We start from the raw sequence: 17,585 nt of genomic DNA on the forward strand, positions 1-17,585 counted from the left end.
CTTGTGTCGATTATTTATTACAAGCATAAACAATCCATCACAAGCACCCACACAAATTATTTTGATCAGGTTTTTAAAGAGCGTGGAGTTAAACCCCGGTTGAGCTGGACAATTATACAGATCCAATTCAGTTTGTCAACATCTTGTTAACTTTATTTTTTCATCCCGAACCACCGAAGCCGTTTACCGAACCCCGATGAAGCCGACCATTATAACCTACCCAGTCCGCTTGTCAACATGCTTGCCAACTTTATTTCTTGTTGCTGTCTCTGCCAAGGCGCCTGCCCTGAAAGAACTGCGCATTCTACAGCTTTTTCTGACTGCGTCAAGAGGTTATCGTTACCCGCGCAAATTTTCTTTTTCCTACCTGATAAACATGATTGGTACCTGCCGAAATTTCCAGCTTTTGATCAGAGACTTTCTCTCCGTCAATTTTCACCGCTCCCTGTTTTATCATGCGATTAGCCTCGGATGTACTCTCTGTTAATCCGGCATCTTTTAATAGATTCGCTATACCATAACCGACACCATCCATCTTTAATTCCAACTCATCCATTTCATCAGGCATCGCTCCACGCTGAAATCTCGCTTCAAAGTTTTCCAGAGCCTTAACCGCAGCGGACGCATCATGAAATCTTTCTATAATTTCCTGAGCCAACCTTACTTTATAGTCCCTCGGGTTTGCACCTTGCTTACACTCCTCCGCCCATAACCCTATTTCAGTCATGGGACGAAAACTCAACAATTCGAAATAACGCCACATCAACTCATCTGATATTGACATTAATTTGCCAAACATATCATCAGCAGAGTCGGCTATGCCCACATAATTATTAAGTGACTTGGACATTTTTTGTACGCCGTCCAAGCCTTCCAAAATTGGCATTGTCATGACGACCTGCGGCTTTTGCCCAAAAGCCTCTTGTAATTGCCGCCCAACCAGCAAGTTAAACTTTTGATCCGTTCCGCCTAATTCCACATCGGCCTTCATCGCCACAGAATCATAGCCTTGAATTAAAGGGTACAAAAATTCATGTATTGCAATAGGCTGACCACCTTTAAAACGCTTGCTAAAATCATCCCGCTCCAGCATTCTGGCCACAGTATGCTTTGCGGCCAATTGAATCAAATCGGCCGACGACATCGCATTCATCCAGCTTGAATTAAACATTACCAATGTTTTAGTCGGATCCAGGATTTTAAATATTTGCTCCTCATAGGTTTTTGCATTGTCAATAACCTCATCCCGAGTCAATGGCTTACGTGTAACATTTTTCCCTGTTGGATCGCCAATCATCCCGGTAAAATCACCAATCAGAAACAACACCTCGTGCCCCAACTCTTGAAATTGCTTCAATTTATTAATCAATACCGTATGACCCAAATGCAAATCGGGGGCAGTCGGGTCAAAGCCCGCCTTAATTCGAAGAGGCCGCCCCTCTTCCAATTTTTTAATTAACTCTTGCTTGATTAAAACCTCATCAGTCCCTCTAAGAAGGTGTGCCAATACGTCCTCTTGCAATTTCTTTCTCCAAAATATCTATAAATAATCCATTATAGAATTAATAATCAGCTCCGCTGAATAAAAACTTTTATATGACCTAATTAATTGGTAAAAACCTTTAAAACCGCTTAAAATGAAATCGCAAATCCATTAAACGCTTCTTGATTTATATAATTTTCAATTACTTAGCACAGCCTAGTGAAAAATAAAATCTACACATACTTGCTCTTTGGAATTAGCGTAGCCTTTTCAGTAACCGGCTACACACAGACAAAGCCAGCAAGCATGCACGCAACAGCTAAAACTATTTCTGCCGCCCCCCTTCAGTCAAAACATACCAAACCTGATAATAAAAAAAACACCTCTGCGGCACCTGTTAAGACCAAATCAAACAACAAAAAGAATCCTATTTCATCAAAGTCCACCAATAAAAAAGACTCTATTGCTGTATCCAAGCTAACGACGCAAAGAAAATCTGCCTCAGCATCTAAAACTACTGCAAAAAAGCAAACCATCGTTTCCGCCAAGTTAAAAAGCAACAAGCAGTCTATTGTCTCGTCCAAGTCGAGCCATAAAACTAACGCTGTTGCTTCTCTTGATGATCCGTCCACCAGAAAGCATACCGTTATTTCTTCCAAGTCGAGCGAGTCTGTATCAATCAAACCCCTCCACTACAAGAAAATGCAAAAACACGCCCCTGCTAATCTGGACTTGGATAATGCAGAATCAGATCAAATCATCCACACAAATAATGACAAACAATTCCATCGCACCTTAATCGACCATCCACAAATCACAAAAATCAACACCGCTCATGTATCTATAGAAACATCCTTATTTCTGGATGGCCTCGAAGCCGACTTATCAAAAGAGCTGATCCTGCAACTTACCGATATTTTTGCATGGGACATTGATTTTGCCACCAATCTACGCCCTGGCGATCAATTCACGGTTGTTTATGGGAAGAAAATAGTTGATGGTAAAGAAACTGACAGCGACGAAATCATTGCCGCTGAGTTTATTAACCAAGGATCGTCATACACCGCAGTCAGATACATCAATGAATTCGGCATTGCCAGTTATTACACGCCCGACGGGCAGTCCATGCAAAGAGCTTTTTTAACTACGCCTGTTGACTTTGCAAAGATCAGCTCCCCTTTTGACATGCACCGTAAGCACCCCATACTTAACAGAATCCGCGCTCACAAAGGCATTGATTATGCCGCAAGAATCGGTACACCTGTCAAAACAACCGGGGACGGAATCGTTACCTTTAGTGGCCGCAAAGGCGCTTATGGACAAGTAGTCATTATTCAACATAATGATCACTATGAAACACTTTATGCGCATATGTCTGATTTTAAGAAAGGCTTAACAGTCGGCAATCATGTTAAACAGGGCGATGTTATCGGCTTTGTGGGCCAAACCGGCTTGGCCACTGGCCCTCACCTACATTATGAGTTTCATGTGGACGGACTTTATCGCGATCCTGAAACGGTAAAGATACCGCATTCAATGCCTATAAGTAATGTATTACTGGCCGACTTCAATACTCAAACCCAGCCGTTCTTTACTCAACTTGCTCAGGCCAAAGCCAAAAGTTTATTTGCAAAAAACCCTTCGGCAATTGCTCCCGGCATTGCCCTACCCCCTGCATCCATGCAGTCTTCTCGTTACGATTAATCAAAATCGATGCCTGAACTTTATATTGGACTCATGTCCGGAACCAGCCTGGATGGCATTGACGCCGCTCTTGTGGATTTTAAAAACAATGAAGCCCGTCTTGTCGAATTTGAATACCTGCCCTTTCCCGGCGATATTCAAAGTACAATTCAGCAACTTAGCAAGCCTGACATGCTAATTTCGCTCAAAGAATACGGCACAATGGATGCCCGACTCGGCCACTTATTCGCAAAGGCCGTTAATGCCTTGCTTGCTAAAGCCGACATTCCCGCCTCATCGATCAATGCCATCGGCAGCCATGGACAAACCATTTACCATGCGCCTGACATCCGATTTCCTTTTTCCCTGCAAATCGGCGATCCCAATATAATTGCCGAACTTACCGGCATTACCACCGTGGCCGATTTCAGACGCCGGGATATTGCAGCCAAAGGCCAAGGCGCACCGCTGGTTCCGGCTTTTCATCAAGCCGTTTTCCACCACCCACATGAACATCGCTGCATCGTAAATATCGGCGGCATAGCCAATATTACCGTCTTGCCTAAACAGCAGTCGGCAGAAGTCATCGGCTTTGATACCGGCCCCGGCAACACCTTAATGGATCTGTGGATCAAGCTGCACCAAAACCAGTCGTACGATAAAAACGGCGCCTGGGCCAAAACCGGCAATATCGATCATGGCTTGGTAGCGCTATTAAAACAAGACGCCTATTTCAACGCCGCTCCGCCAAAAAGCACCGGCAAAGAATATTTTTCACTTCCCTGGATTTATCAGTATTTCGACGCATTCAGTTACAAAGCCGAGGACATACAAGCCAGCTTATGTTTTCTGACGGCGATAACGATTTGCGATGCGATCAAAAAGCACGCACCGGCTACTGAGCGCATATTGATTTGCGGCGGCGGTATTCACAATGAATATTTACTGGAGCTCATCCAACAAAACATTGACTGCCCGGTTGAATCAACAGAGCAGTATGGACTTCATCCCGATCATGTTGAGGCTGTGGCTTTCGCATGGTTAGCCAGACAAACGTTAAACAATCTGCCGGGCAATCTTAAAGAAGTAACAGGAGCAATGAACTCTGTCATTCTTGGAGGAATTTATCAGGGAAACAAAAAGGGCGCAGCTTCCGCTCCTGCTCACGCTAAGCACCTACATCCCTGTAGGTGACACCCTGTCGCCCAACGAGGGGGGAGAAACTATAAAATAACTACGCGGAAAAAGAAGACCCGCAACCGCAGGTAGTGGTCGCGTTAGGGTTACGGATAACGAACTGAGCGCCTGACAAATCTTCTTTATAATCGATTTCAGCGCCGGTTAAATATTGAATACTCATCGAGTCAATCAATACCGTGACACCGCCGTTTTCAACGCAGGTATCATCTTCATTGACTTCTTCATCAAAAGTAAAGCCATATTGAAACCCTGAACACCCCCCTCCTGAAACATAAACTCTCAGCTTCAGATTATCATTACCTTCCTCGGCTATTAATTCACCCACCTTGGTGGCGGCGCTGTCAGTAAAAACTATCGGATTAGACATACATGTAACACTATAAAAATGAAGTTGGAAGAAATTATGACTATACCCAGCTTTTTAGTCAAGAATTATGAATGTGTGTACAACTGATTATTTGCCCTATGGATAAAGCGCAACACTCTTTAATCCCGAGTCTTCCTTTAGCCCAAACATCAGATTCATATTTTGCACCGCCTGCCCCGCTGCGCCCTTAACCAGGTTATCAATCACCGATAACACCACGATAGTTTGACCGCCCTGCGGCCGGTGAATCGAAATCTGGCAGTTATTGCTGCCCCGTACATTTCGGGTATCAGGATGCGAACCTGGCGGCAATACATCAACAAACGTTTCGTTAGCATATCTTTTTTCGTACAAGGCCTGCACGTCATCAGGATTACCGTGCGACTGACCATATAAAGTAGCGTGTATACCTCGGATCATTGGCGTTAAATGCGGTACGAAGGTCAATCCGACCGATTTTCCAGCCATCAACTCAAGCCCTTGAGCAATCTCAGGCAAATGCCGGTGACCGCCAACCGCATACGCTTTAAAACTCTCGCCGGTTTCGCTCATTAACGTCGCCAACTCCGCTTTACGCCCCGCCCCGCTGACGCCCGATTTAACATCGGCGATTAAATGCTTAACATCAATCAGATCGTTTTCAAGTAACGGCAAAAAACCCAGCTGCACGGCGGTTGGATAGCAGCCCGGACAAGCGATTAAATTACTCTGTTTAATTGCCTCGCGATTCAGTTCCGGCAAACCGTAAACCGCCTCGGCGATTAAATCGGGACAAGCATGCTCCATACCGTACCATTTGCTCCATTCCTTTGCATCTTTCAACCTGAAATCAGCGGAAAGATCGATCACTTTAACGCCGCGCGTCAGCAACCGCTCCGCCATCAGCATCGCCGTGCCGTTCGGCGTCGCAAAAAACACCACATCGCATTCGGCCAAGGTTTCGACTTCGGGCAAGCTAAATACGGCGTCGATAAACCCCCGCAAACTGGGATAAAGCGCATCCACTCTAACGCCTGCATCGGCGCGCGAAGTTACAACCGCCACCTCGACATCCGAATGCAACGCTAAAATCCGCAATAACTCAACACCGGTATATCCGGTTCCGCCCACAATACCTGCACGAATCATCTGTTTTATCCTACCCACACGTTGTTTATAAAAATAACTGGGGCATATAATAACCGCAACTTGGATTATTGACGATGTTGTAACTATGCCGCTTCCTAATCAGATGATTACCAATGAGTGTTTTAAAGTTGAACAAATCGTTCATTTTTGCAGCTACGCCGTCACCAATGAGATTTTATCTAAGCCGGAGCTAGCCTCAGCACGGTTCGAACAGGATCTGGGGTGTTCATTCAACTAACTCTAGCTCGGCTTTCCATGCAGCCAACCTAGACTGATCAAGCATAGCGATGCATAAAATGCTATGGACTTCGTAATGGGGTTCAGTCGATACAAGATCGCCTTGTACGTTCTGCAAATGTAGCAGGATTTCGTCCTGCGTATGCCTCGCCTGAGCCCTCATTATCCGGCGTCGCTCGCGTTGGAGCAATACGCCTTGCTGCTTCGCATATTCCGCCTTGAACTCACGCGTCCAGCGTTTACTTAAATTAAGCAGATTGTCGAGGTTAACGACTTTTGCCGCGTCTGTCGGATTTATTGGCGCACTAATTATTGAACGCTTTTGCAAATCGTAGTTCAGCCGAATATTACCGTTGGCATGTCGTCGATAAGGATGAAACCAATCTGAAAAGCTACCCTGGACGTGAACGGCCTTAGTACCTTTGTTATCGGTGCAATTGCACTCCCCACAGATAGGCAGCAAGTTATCGGCGCAAACGCTCAATAGTGGGTAAACGCTCTTGGCAATCCAGTGATCTACTTCAATATCTTTAAGTTCGCCTCCGCACAGTACACAAACTTCTCTGGCGCCCGGATTCGGGTTCAGTCGGTGCGTATCGCGAAATTCTTTGACAAACTGAGCATACGTTACGCCACCGTTAGTCACAGGCGAACCATTCGCTGCATAAGGAAGACCGCTACGAAAGCCCTTCTCGTAGAAAGCTTCCATTAACTCCCTGAATGCTTGCCACGACATATCGGGAATAGCCGGGCGGGCTATCGGCCAAGCAGGCGAATTGGGTTGAAACTGTTTCTCCAGATTGCTGACTGCTGCGACCCAGTCATTCAAAAATTCCTTGTCTGCTTGTGACATGGCCGCCACGGCTTGAGCTCTTGAAAGCAAGGGCTTCCCGGCAAGCTCACGTTGCAAAAATGCCCAAAGCCAGTCCGCCTCAATTTGCGTGGGAACGCGCGGAGGCATCAGATTGACTTTAACAATGTCCGCCGAACCGACATTCACGTCGCAAAGCCAAGCCACCAGATGCTCTTGCAGGCGACGGCAGGCACGCAGGGCTGGAGTGCAAGCAATATGACAGATAGGCTTAAGCATGACCCTTCCATTTATTCAACAGCGTACGCAACTCACTACGGTAGAAGCCGGAGCCCATGCGGGCAATCAGTTGCTCTAATTGCTGGATGTCAGCCTCAGTACCGCTGGCTAAGCTTAATTTTTCCTCAATAAATTCTTGCGCCCGCTTACCGATGCTGTCTTCGGCTTCGAACACAGTCATCATCAGGGCGCTGGGGTCAGTGGCGAAGGTTTGTTCAGACACCGACCGAATCACTGAACCGTCGGCGGTCTTCTGCATCATCACGATTTCATCATTGAACACATCGCTTAATACGATGGCCGAATGCGTGGAAATCAGTACGTCGTTGGCGGTGCGGCCAATAGCGGCGTCAATGATGTCGACGATTTCCCGCTTCCACTTGTCGTTAAAATGCGTCTCCGGCTCGTCCAATAACAATAAGGCATCCTGCTGTCCTTCCAGCAAATGGAACAAGGCCATACGTCCCAACACCATTTGCTCGCCGTCGGACAATTCATCAAAGCGAATCAAATCGTCGGTATCGTCTTTGCGGAGACAAAACGAAATTTCAGCAATCAAACCTTCTTCATGCAAATCGCAAAGCCGTTGGAAGCGTTCATAGGCGCTGAAATTGTTCTCGTTGCCTATCAATGCCTGCAAGGCGTGGCCTTGCGTCTTCTCAGTAACTTGCCGCAGCTCTTCCATTCCCGGCGCATCCGGCACAAGGTCGGGATCGAAGTCTCCGCCAATATCGTAGTGGAGGATACGCAAGCTACTGGGGTTCGGCTGCGCAATCACTTCCCCGGCGGCATAAAACCACGGCAGCAAGCGGCGTAATTTCTTCTCGGGCAGTCTATCGGGCTGAAAATCAATCGTCACAGCGACTGAAACAGGCCACTTCCAACCGGCTCTGCTCAATAACTCACGTAATATCTGGTTTGACGGATCAGGCTCTACAGTCCCGGAAAAAACATCTTTCAGCCCTACCGGCAAAGCCACAGAAAGCACCGCAAACTTAAGCAGCTCGGGCGTAACCAAAATAGGTTCCCAGGCCTTTGAACCAATATCCTGAGCTAACTGCGCCATTTGATTCATCTGCTCACTATTAGCTTCGCTGTCTTCGTCCTGTAACAAGATTTCATTCAGCAGATGTTCGTGTTCTTTATCTCTATTCCAACCGGGAGGCCGCTCACGAGTCGAGTCGTATTCATCAGACTGGGACACTAGATCGACGCCTTCGCTGTCAGAGTTGCGCTCCCAAAGGCTTTGCCACGAAGCCAGCGCACCGGTGGTGTAAGCCAGCACAGTGCGCGGCAAATAAGGTAGCTGTGCGGTACCTCGCCCACTGGGCCAATTTCCGGGCGCAATGACCGCACGGAAGCCGTGCGGCAAGGGCTCAAAAGCCGCCTGCTTGGCATACAACGACCGAATCAGCTCTTCAAAATCGTCATTGGTGGCTGTCGGCAGGAAGGTAAAACTCTCGCTCACCCAAAGCGCAGGCTCTAACTGTTCTTCTTCACGCAGTGCCGACAGAATAACGGTTTGACGTTGGCTTCCTCCTACAACGGCTTCATTACCCACAATATATTGATCCACAACAGGGGCCGGACGATCCCGCCCGAGTTCATAGACCAAAGAAACCGGAAAGTGAGGCGCGCACCAATCGGCAAGCGACAAAAACACTTTGCTAATAGCCCGTAAAAGATGGGATTTACCGCTGCCGTTAACCCCGACAACAAAGCGAATCGCACATAATCTATCGAGCGGCGAATGGCTGGAGAAAACAATTTGCGCTTTGTTTAGCGGCGGATAATTACGGATATGCAGGTAACGCAACTTCATGATGCAGTGCCTGCTTCATGACTAATGCTCTCTAACGATGCTTGCAAAGCAGCAATATCGTTGAGTCGGGATTTTTCCTCCGGCCGCAATCGGCGATAGCCAGTAACAAAGTCGCCGTTGTCGTTGGGTAATGCCACCTTGGCGATCAATCCCAAAGCGGCAAGCTGTTCCAGTGCGCGCTTGACTCGGTCGTGCATATTACGCTCGTGCTCAATGGGCCATAGCCGACAAAACTCATCAAGATCGGAAGCATTATCGGCAAGTAACGTTCCCTTCCACTCACGCATGGCATCAAGCACAAATCCCTGAAATTCGCTCAACTCATTGAGTAGCCAGTAGCGCGTGGGGCGGGGAAAATCAGCGGAGCGTTCAGGTGGAGCGAAGACTTCGGTGCGAATAGATACTTTAGCTCCGCGTTCGCGCAGTATTTGATCTCTTTCGATTATTGCGGCTTCAATCTCTTTTTGATGTACTTCTCGCCACTTCTCGGTCAGTTCACCAGAAAGCGCAAAGACTGTCAGCTCCGACTGAAGTCGCTTGGCAATTCGCTCGGACTGAGAAATAAGCTGTCGCAATAATCTAACCTCGTGCCAAAACGCGGCGAACTTCTTTTGCTCAGAAATCGCTGGTAGCGGAATTCTGATTTTTGTCAGATTTTCGCCACTCAAATTGCTCTGACCCGCTGTTGTGCGAATCGTATTGCGCATTGCTGCTCTGCCAAATGTACTATTGAGAAACGAGCTCAAATACTCTGGAAGCAGCTGCTCTGTGTTGGTACGTAAACGAATCAGGTAGGACGCATAAACCATCCCCGCCTTTACAATATCTTCCGTAATGGGCGCTGAGCGGCCAACGTAATCAGGATTACCGTTTGATCGGACAATAAGCACATCGGCTTTGGTTAAAAGCAGTCGATCCAATTCAGCCGAGGACAACCCAACGTATTTCATATCTGTCGTATCGACTTCACCACCCATCACGTTCGGAATACGAAGAACTGGTGTACCGAAACCAATCTCTTCATCTGCCGAAACAGACGTGCCATAACGAGTTTCAACGAGGGTGCCGAGTTGTACCCACTCGACTCCATCAACGCCCAGGACTAACCGATCAAGATAAGCCTTGATCATCAAGTTGAGTTGTCCACTTCGTGCTTTTTGCCGAGCAACTAGCGCTTCAGCCTGCTGCAACACATCGACGATACGCTGTTGTTCAAGGAGAGTTGGGAGCGGAATTATCATCGATGCGAGGTCAGACTGCCGAATATTCTGAATGTTGGCGCCTTGCACTTGTCTATCTCTCCAAGCTCGAAAAGCTGGCGAATCTAGCCAACAAGATAAATATTTCGGTAACAGGACATCTGGCTTGGCTCGAATTACCGCATTGAAAGCCCCCCATGTTCCATCAAAGTCCTCCTCCAATATCGCAGATTTGCCGACAATCGAGGAACTGCCCGATGACATGCATACAACAATGTCATTCTTTTTCAATCGCTGTGCATCGGACACGAAAGACGAAGAAATCCAGACTAAATCACGATCAATGATTAGTCTATCTTGGATATTTCCTGCTCGAAGAACGGACACTGCGTCTGGCATTGGGCTGGAAAAGACGTCACCTTGCGAGAAAGTCACTCCACGAACGATTTGCGCCAGTGATGGTGCTAGGCGCACATGAGGCCAACTCATTCCCGTTCCTCCACCATAACCAACAGTTTGTCCAAATCTCTGATAATCTGCTGCTCGGTTTGGAGTAGCTCACCTATTAACTCCACCACGCTTTTGTCGCTTTTGAGCTGTGTGAGATCAAAAGGTTTGTATTGCCCGGCGGAAAGATTCCAATCGCGGGCTTCGATACAATCGGGGTCAAGCAGGCCATCTTTCAACTGCCCCTTTTCATCATAGAGCCGCTTAGCCAACATGGTCTCGACGTATTGCGGACGCACCAAGCCGTTGGCGTCGTGCGAGCCTTTGAGACTACCGTCGGCCGATTGCCACTCGTCATTAAGCAGCCATTCGCGCACCGGCACCACCCAATGTTTGGCAGCGGTAAGATCAGTCTCTTGGTCGATGGCGAGACTACGCAATGTAACATCGAAGCCATCAAGCTTGGCGACTTCACGAGCTAAACCTAACAAGCGATTTTTAAATTTACCTTCGTCGAGCCTTGGGTCGAAACTAATGGTTGGCTGACCCTGCTTATCGGCAGTTAACTTGACGTTCTGCTCGGCGCTACTATAGGCATCTATAGACAACCAATCGCTATTAATACTTGATGTAATTAAATCATTCCAAACTTTTAATGCAGGCGAGTCATCAGGCTCAAACAATCCACGGCAAGCATTAGCTAGGCGCTTGGTCTCAGTGATAAATTTCGAATAAGCCTTTGTCAGTTCCGTGTTTTCTTTTGAGTTCAATGTACTTTTTATGTGTGCTGGGGCAATGTAATCAGCAAGCCGATCTGTAAGTAGCTCTTCCAAATCATCTCTTACTTTTTCACAAATGAAGCTTTCAGCCTCCTTTGGATCGGTCGGCAGATCAGAAAATAATTCATGGATGCCCCAAACCTGACCGTCCCACATATTGGTGTCGGGCAGCGCTGCAAAAGCTTCCCCAGCAGGGGTAAGTTTGTCAGCGGTATCGCGCAACAGTGCTTGCCTCCAGCGCTCGGGGTGAAAACTCGGTTGCAACAAGGTCTTCTCAAAGCGCTTAGCGCCGGTACGGCCTTCGCTCTTCCATATCTTGAACTTGACCAGCGCATCCCACAGATCGTTGCGCTGACCAGGACGGCCGTTGCGCTTGGCATCGCGCGTGAAACCATCTTCTTCGACCTCGTAAAACCAGACGTATTCGGTACGCGGGTTCTGGCCGGTAAAACTTTGCTTTTCCTCGCGGCGGGTTTCCTTACGAAACAGCAGAATAGAGGTTTTGACGCCGGTATAGGGCTGGAACACGCCGCCCGGCAGCGAGATAACCCCTTCCACGACATGCTCGGTCAGCAATTCGCGGCGCAGACTTTTATGGGCATCGGTATTGCCGAACAATACGCCTTCGGGAATGATGACAGCGCAGCTACCGCCGACGTCCAACAAATCCAGCATCAGCCACAAAAACAGCAATTCGCTTTTGTTGGTCAGCGCATCGTCTTTTTTCTTGCCTCCGCCTCCGACACGAGGAAAAAGGAGGGAATCTTTCTCCAAATCGTTGGTATCGACGGTGCCGGTAAATGGCGGATTAGCCAGCACGAAATCGTAAGACTCGGACTTGAGCAGTTCGGCCAGTTTGGGCTTGCCGTCGCGTTTGCTCAAGGAATCGCCTTGCAGTAGATGCGGGTCGGTGACGTCGTGCAGCACCAGGTTCATCCAGCCGATGCGGGCCATGGTGCGGTCGTTGTCGAGGCCGACGAAATTGGCGCCATGGTGGATAGCGGCGTACTGCTCCTTCGTGGCTCCTGTGCCATGAGCTCGATGCGGCGTTCCATCCCATTCCAGCAGCACAATATCTTGCGCGGAATACTTGCGCATCAGGTATTGCTGGGCACTGAACAAAAAACCGCCCGTACCCGCTGCCGGATCGATGATGCGCTGACCGGGTTCCGGATCAAGTAACTCAACCATGAATCGGATCAAATGGCGCGGGGTGCGGAACTGGCCGTTCTTACCAGCCGTGGACATCTCGCTGAGCAGGTGTTCAAAGGTGTCGCCCATAATGTCTTGAGCGGCGGAACCGTCGCCCACGCGAGCGAACAGCTGGTCGATCAGATCGATGGCATCCCCCAGCACTTGGCCTTTGTTGGGGTCGAGCTGGAAATAAGCGTCGGCCATGCGGTTGTTAAGACTGCCTAGCTCGGTGTCGTTATCATCATTCGTTAAACGCGCCTCGATTCCCCGCAGCCAAGGAAAGACCCTTTCAATCAGATGCGCAGGGTTGGTCTTTTCTTGACGGATATAGCTCCAGCGGCAAGGTTCCGCATCAAGCTGCTTGCGTAGCGCCTCGCGCTTTTCCGGCGGTGCGGCTTGAATCTGGGCTTGTTCTGCCGCTGTCAGTGCATAAATTGACGGCAGTTTTTTCTCGATACGTTTCTTATCGATGTCCTCCAGCCGTTTGAGAAACAGCAGGTAGGTGATTTGTTCGACGGCAACCAGCGGGTTGGTCAGACCGGCGGACCAAAATCGGTCCCAGAGTTTGTCGACTTTTTTCTTGATGTGTGGGGCGAGCATTGAATGGTTTTCCTTAGGTTTAAGCGGCTTCGTCAACTAATTGGTTGGCGAAAGCAACGAGTTCTTCTATATCCTGCGGCGGAAACAACGATTCGACGCGGCCGACACGCGACAGCGGCGGTTCGCTGAGCGCCGCGCGAGTAATGCGTCCGTGGCGTAGTACCGCGGTTTTTACCGCGCGCAGGAAGGTGAGTTGATTGGCGCGCAGGTAGCCGTGCTGTGAGATAAAGCTGTCGAAAGCGGCGTTGATGCGCTGTTCCCGGTTGGGCAGATGGGCGTATTCACAGAGGATGTGGCGCAAGAAATCGGCGAGCGAAGCTGCGGGGTGCTCGAAGGCTTTGCGCAATGTGTCTTCGGTGACGAATAAATCGGTCCGGTTAAGCGTGGCGGCGATGCTGTCGAGTTCATCGTCGGATAAATTCTCGCCGCTCTTGAGCTTAGCCAATGCCGGCAACTCGTCCGCCAAGCGCAGCACCAGCGCCTCAACCTGTTCGCGATAACTTTCGGCAAAAGCGCCTTCGCCGGTGGGGCCGTAAATAATCCAACTGCGTTGGCTGATGGTATCCGGCAAATTGATTTCGACCGTGGTATTGGGCGTAGAGGTGCGGTAGCGCATCAACGGTGCAAAAGTGGCTTGCAATGCGGCAAGCCTGGACAAATCGAGGTGCTGCCAAAAGCCTGCCGAAAGCACCCAGGCGCGTTGTTCTTGAATGCGTTGCACTTCGGGAATGTTGTCGGCGAGACTAGCGACGGCCTCTTGAATGCGCTCCATCACTTTGGCCTGTTCGGTCTCATCGGATTTCAACCACGCAACGGTAAGCCGTTCGCACCAGACGCGAAATTGCAATTCATCCAGGCCCGACAGCGGCGCGAGACGCATCAACGGCGCGATGGTTTGCGAGAGATGTTCTTGTACGGCTTGGCTGGGCGTGGGCCACTGTTGCATCAAGGCGTCTAGCTCATCCCAATGCGGCCGCACGTTGATGCTCTGACGCGGGAGTGCGGCAAGCATGGCTTGTAACTCGGTTACAGTGGGCTCGTTGTCGAGTTGCTGTGCATGCAGGAGTAGCCACTTTTCCAGGCGTAGCCGGAATAAACGCACGGGCAATGGCTCACTGGGGTGATCGACCTCGCCGTCTGGCTTGAGCTTGAAATAAGCGAAGTTCTTCCAATGGTCGATAATCAGAAAGTCCTTTTTAACTTTGCCGCTCGCCTTGTCGGTGTGCAGCCGAGTGCCGCGCCCGATCATTTGCCAGAATTTGACGCGGCTGAATACCGGCTTGGCAAACACGAGATTCTGGATGGCGGGCACGTCGACGCCGGTATCGAGCATGTCCACTGAAATGGCGACACGCGGCATGGTTTTATATTTGAAGTCATCCAGCGTGGCATCGGCGCGTTCCATATGACTGTCGATGATCTCGGCCATGCCTTGCCGTTGCAGTTCCGGATAGAGGCGATTGAAACTTTCGTACAGACGCTTGGCATGGGCGTGGCTGACGGAAAAGATGATGCTTTTGTGCGGCAGGCCGCGAACATCCTTGCGGCACTTGTCCATGAACTCGCGAACCATCGCATCGTTGGTACCTTGGTTGACGATGCCTTTTTCGATGTCGCTGCCGTCGAAATTGAGCTCGTCCAGTTCCACACCTTGATCTCGGGCCATTTTCTTTAAAGGTTCCGGCAGCGCATCGCCCTGAATGCCTTTGATTTGGAAGTTGGTTTGCGCATCCAGCACACGATAGTTGACGAGGTTCTTATCCTCAATGGCTTGATCGTAGCTATAGTAATAGCTGGGCGCGCCGTCGCCGCAATCGAAGAGCTCAAAGGTGTTGTGGTCAATATAGTCGGTCGGTGTAGCGGTGAGGCCAAGTTGAATCGCATCGAAATGGTCGAAGATGGCTTTATAACGCTGGTAAATCGAGCGGTGACTTTCGTCAGCGATGACCAAGTCGTAGTAACCGACCGAGAGGCGTTCGTATACCTGCATCATGCTGGGATAGGTGGAAAACTGGATGCGCGCGCCGGATGTCTCGCCGCTTTCGATGCGGGCGAGGCTCTCGTTTGGAAGGTGAGTTTTGAACTCGGACATGGCTTGTCGCACGAGTTCCCGGCGATCTGCCAAGAACAATACTCGCTGTACGCGCTTGGCGCGCAACAGAGTGTCTACAAGGGAAATGGTCGTGCGGGTTTTGCCTGTGCCGGTTGCCATTACCAGCAGAAACCGGCGTTTGGCGGCATCGATCCCTTCCGTGACGCGACGGATAGCTTCGTTCTGATAAACGCGATCCGCAATATCGGTATTGATGGCTACATCATGCAAGGTCTGTGCATAGCGCTGTTGGTGTCGCAGCCGCTCAAGATCATCCCGCGTGTAGAAACCTGCAACTTTTCTGGGTGGATAGCGGTCTCGATCCCAGAACTGGATTTCTTTGCCGTTGGTTAGAAAGATGAAGGGATCAACCCCAAATTTGGCTTTGATGGCGTCCGCATAATCGGCCGCTTGGCGTTTGCCTGAGAGTTCATCACGAGATGTGCGCTTAGCTTCGACCACGGCAAGGGGTATTCCATCCGAACCCAGTAAGACATAATCGGCAAACTGCTCGTTGCCGTATGCCCCGCTCGGATCTGCTGTTTGGAGCAAGACTTCTTCGATGAGCGTTCGTCGACTTTTCGACCAACCCGCGCGAGCGAGTTGGCTGTCGATTAATTCAGTCCTGGTTAAAGACTCATTACGATTAAGACCGGACACAATTTATCCTCCCTGCCTTAAACACCTCAAATCCCTCGGTTAACCAAAAATAGCGAAGCGCAAAAATTTCACGGCGACCAAATGAAGCATTTTTTGGATTAAAAGGTTTGAGCAGACTTTCCATGTTTCAAATTGTAATGCTGAATATATGCTGTAATTGCCGAGTGACCATTGAGATATTTGAACCAAGCTCGCCTCATTCTAACATTCCCACCCCGCAAACTTCCCTCTAAATTTGTATCTGCTATTTTTGGATTTCAATAAAATAGCTGTAAAGCAATTCCATTGGTTTACATTCAAACATTAAAATTCTAGTTATAATTTTTCAAGCAAACATGCAATCCATCAGCAGAAAGTTAAATTCTGAACCATGCGCATTGATTGCAGATATGAATGACTAAATTCAGCGATAAGTCGTAAACACTTCAACATCCATGCCCTACTCAATGATAAACCCGCTTTTGAGTATATTCGGTATAACAAACTTGGCTTCGGCTTTTGAGAAATCCGTTTAAACCCTTCTAATCCGTGCCATCCGTGTTCCATTATTTAAGTTAGCATCTCAATAACTGGGGCATATAATAACCGCAACTTGGATTATTGACGATGTTGTGACTATGCCGCTTCCTAAACAGATGATTGCCATTGAAATTGAAAACGGTGTTTTAAAACCGGTTCAGCGCGCCATACCGACGCCGTCAGCTAACCAGGTGTTAATTAAGGTAGCTGCCGCCGGTGTCAATCGACCCGATGTGATGCAACGCAAAGGCCTGTATCCGGCTCCGTCCGGCGCATCCGACATTCCGGGACTTGAAGTTGCAGGAACGATCGTTGCGTTGGGCGACAACATCAGTCAGTTACATGAAGGCGACAGGGTCTGCGCACTGGTGTCCGGCGGCGGTTATGCCGAATATTGCCTTGCTTCAACGGCCTTATGTCTGCCCATACAGGAAAATCTGTCTTTTAACGAAGCTGCCGCATTGCCGGAAACTTTTTTCACCGTCTGGAGCAATGTTTTCGACCGCGCCCATTTGCAGCCCGGCGAAACGCTACTGGTGCATGGCGGCAGCAGCGGCATAGGCACGACGGCGATACAACTGGCCAAAGCCTTCAACGCCAAAGTCATAGTCACGGCAGGCTCAAACGAAAAATGCGAATTCTGCCTGCAACTCGGTGCCGATGGCGCTATCAACTACAAAGAGCAGGATTTTGTTGAGGAAACAATGCGATTTACCGACAACAAAGGCGTCGATGTTATCCTGGACATGATCGGCGGCGACTATTTCCCGCGTAATCTAAAATGCATGACCGACGACGCCCGACTGGTGCAAATTGCCATCCAAAACGGCCCGAAAGCCGAAATAAACCTGTTGCCTGTCATGCTTAAACGGCTCACTCTGACCGGCTCTACATTAAGAGCCAGGGACGATGCTTTCAAAGCCGCAATCGCGGGCAGACTGATTGAAAAGGTCTGGCCTTTATTAGCATCCGGACAAATCAAACCAGTTATACACTCAACTTTTGCGCTCATCGACGCCGCCTTAGCCCATCAACTCATGGAAAGCAGCCAACACATCGGCAAAATCATCTTAACGGTATAGCAA

Annotated in this window: 11 protein-coding genes; 3 read left to right on the forward strand and 8 right to left on the reverse strand. The window is 49.2% G+C overall.

What is annotated here, in order from left to right; all coding sequences use genetic code 11:
- Positions 1-325 precede the first annotated feature (325 nt).
- A complete protein-coding gene (gene tyrS, locus Q8L79_RS04985; RefSeq protein ID WP_305268525.1) occupies positions 326-1,522 on the reverse strand; it encodes a tyrosine--tRNA ligase in 1,197 nt (398 codons plus the stop codon).
- Positions 1,523-1,702: 180 nt separating this feature from the next.
- Here tyrS and Q8L79_RS04990 point away from each other — a divergent pair, with 180 nt between their 5' ends.
- Both Q8L79_RS04990 and Q8L79_RS04995 read left to right on the forward strand, forming a co-directional pair.
- Positions 1,703-3,187 (forward strand): peptidoglycan DD-metalloendopeptidase family protein, encoded by a 1,485-nt coding sequence (locus tag Q8L79_RS04990; protein ID WP_305268527.1) that lies wholly within the window; start codon positions 1,703-1,705, stop codon positions 3,185-3,187.
- A 9-nt stretch (positions 3,188-3,196) separates the two neighbouring features.
- Complete coding sequence (locus tag Q8L79_RS04995; protein ID WP_305268528.1) at positions 3,197-4,360, forward strand: anhydro-N-acetylmuramic acid kinase; 1,164 nt, start codon at positions 3,197-3,199, stop codon at positions 4,358-4,360.
- Between the two features lie 40 nt (positions 4,361-4,400).
- On the opposite strand, the gene erpA is transcribed toward Q8L79_RS04995, so the two are convergent.
- The 7 genes from erpA to Q8L79_RS05030 form a co-directional block, all read right to left on the reverse strand.
- Positions 4,401-4,733 (reverse strand): iron-sulfur cluster insertion protein ErpA, encoded by a 333-nt coding sequence (gene erpA, locus Q8L79_RS05000; protein ID WP_305268529.1) that lies wholly within the window; start codon positions 4,731-4,733, stop codon positions 4,401-4,403.
- A 96-nt stretch (positions 4,734-4,829) separates the two neighbouring features.
- The gene (argC, locus tag Q8L79_RS05005; RefSeq protein ID WP_305268530.1) at positions 4,830-5,861 is read right to left on the reverse strand and encodes an N-acetyl-gamma-glutamyl-phosphate reductase; all 1,032 of its coding nucleotides are present in this window, start codon (positions 5,859-5,861) and stop codon (positions 4,830-4,832) included.
- A 226-nt stretch (positions 5,862-6,087) separates the two neighbouring features.
- Complete coding sequence (locus Q8L79_RS05010) at positions 6,088-7,188, reverse strand: hypothetical protein (RefSeq protein WP_305268531.1); 1,101 nt, start codon at positions 7,186-7,188, stop codon at positions 6,088-6,090.
- A complete protein-coding gene (locus Q8L79_RS05015) occupies positions 7,181-9,010 on the reverse strand; it encodes an AAA family ATPase (RefSeq protein ID WP_305268533.1) in 1,830 nt (609 codons plus the stop codon). The genes Q8L79_RS05010 and Q8L79_RS05015 overlap by 8 nt, the downstream gene beginning before the upstream one ends.
- Positions 9,007-10,698, reverse strand: a complete 1,692-nt coding sequence (locus tag Q8L79_RS05020) for a restriction endonuclease subunit S (RefSeq protein WP_305268535.1) — start codon at positions 10,696-10,698, stop codon at positions 9,007-9,009. Before Q8L79_RS05020 ends, Q8L79_RS05015 begins: the two co-directional genes overlap by 4 nt.
- Positions 10,695-13,229 (reverse strand): class I SAM-dependent DNA methyltransferase, encoded by a 2,535-nt coding sequence (locus Q8L79_RS05025; protein WP_305268537.1) that lies wholly within the window; start codon positions 13,227-13,229, stop codon positions 10,695-10,697. Before Q8L79_RS05025 ends, Q8L79_RS05020 begins: the two co-directional genes overlap by 4 nt.
- A 19-nt stretch (positions 13,230-13,248) precedes the next feature.
- A complete protein-coding gene (locus tag Q8L79_RS05030; protein ID WP_305268538.1) occupies positions 13,249-15,981 on the reverse strand; it encodes a DEAD/DEAH box helicase family protein in 2,733 nt (910 codons plus the stop codon).
- Between the two features lie 617 nt (positions 15,982-16,598).
- Between Q8L79_RS05030 and Q8L79_RS05035 the strand changes: the two genes are divergently transcribed.
- Positions 16,599-17,582 carry an NAD(P)H-quinone oxidoreductase gene (locus tag Q8L79_RS05035; RefSeq protein WP_305268539.1) on the forward strand — a complete coding sequence of 328 codons (984 nt, stop codon included), beginning with the start codon at positions 16,599-16,601 and terminating at the stop codon, positions 17,580-17,582.
- The last annotated feature ends 3 nt before the right edge of the window (positions 17,583-17,585 follow it).

This window comes from Methylobacter sp., from assembly GCF_030680395.1.
In the GTDB taxonomy this organism is placed as follows: domain Bacteria; phylum Pseudomonadota; class Gammaproteobacteria; order Methylococcales; family Methylomonadaceae; genus Methylobacter_A.

Bases quoted from the DNA above. Each gene is read 5' to 3' on its own strand.
- erpA (WP_305268529.1), bottom strand. From the start codon at position 4,733: ATGTCTAATCCGATAGTTTTTACTGACAGCGCCGCCACCAAGGTGGGT.
- Q8L79_RS04995 (WP_305268528.1), top strand. From the start codon at position 3,197: ATGCCTGAACTTTATATTGGACTCATGTCCGGAACCAGCCTGGATGGC.
- Q8L79_RS05035 (WP_305268539.1), top strand. From the start codon at position 16,599: ATGCCGCTTCCTAAACAGATGATTGCCATTGAAATTGAAAACGGTGTT.
- argC (WP_305268530.1), bottom strand. From the start codon at position 5,861: ATGATTCGTGCAGGTATTGTGGGCGGAACCGGATATACCGGTGTTGAG.
- Q8L79_RS05015 (WP_305268533.1), bottom strand. From the start codon at position 9,010: ATGAAGTTGCGTTACCTGCATATCCGTAATTATCCGCCGCTAAACAAA.
- Q8L79_RS05025 (WP_305268537.1), bottom strand. From the start codon at position 13,229: ATGCTCGCCCCACACATCAAGAAAAAAGTCGACAAACTCTGGGACCGA.
- Q8L79_RS05010 (WP_305268531.1), bottom strand. From the start codon at position 7,188: ATGCTTAAGCCTATCTGTCATATTGCTTGCACTCCAGCCCTGCGTGCC.
- Q8L79_RS05020 (WP_305268535.1), bottom strand. From the start codon at position 10,698: ATGAGTTGGCCTCATGTGCGCCTAGCACCATCACTGGCGCAAATCGTT.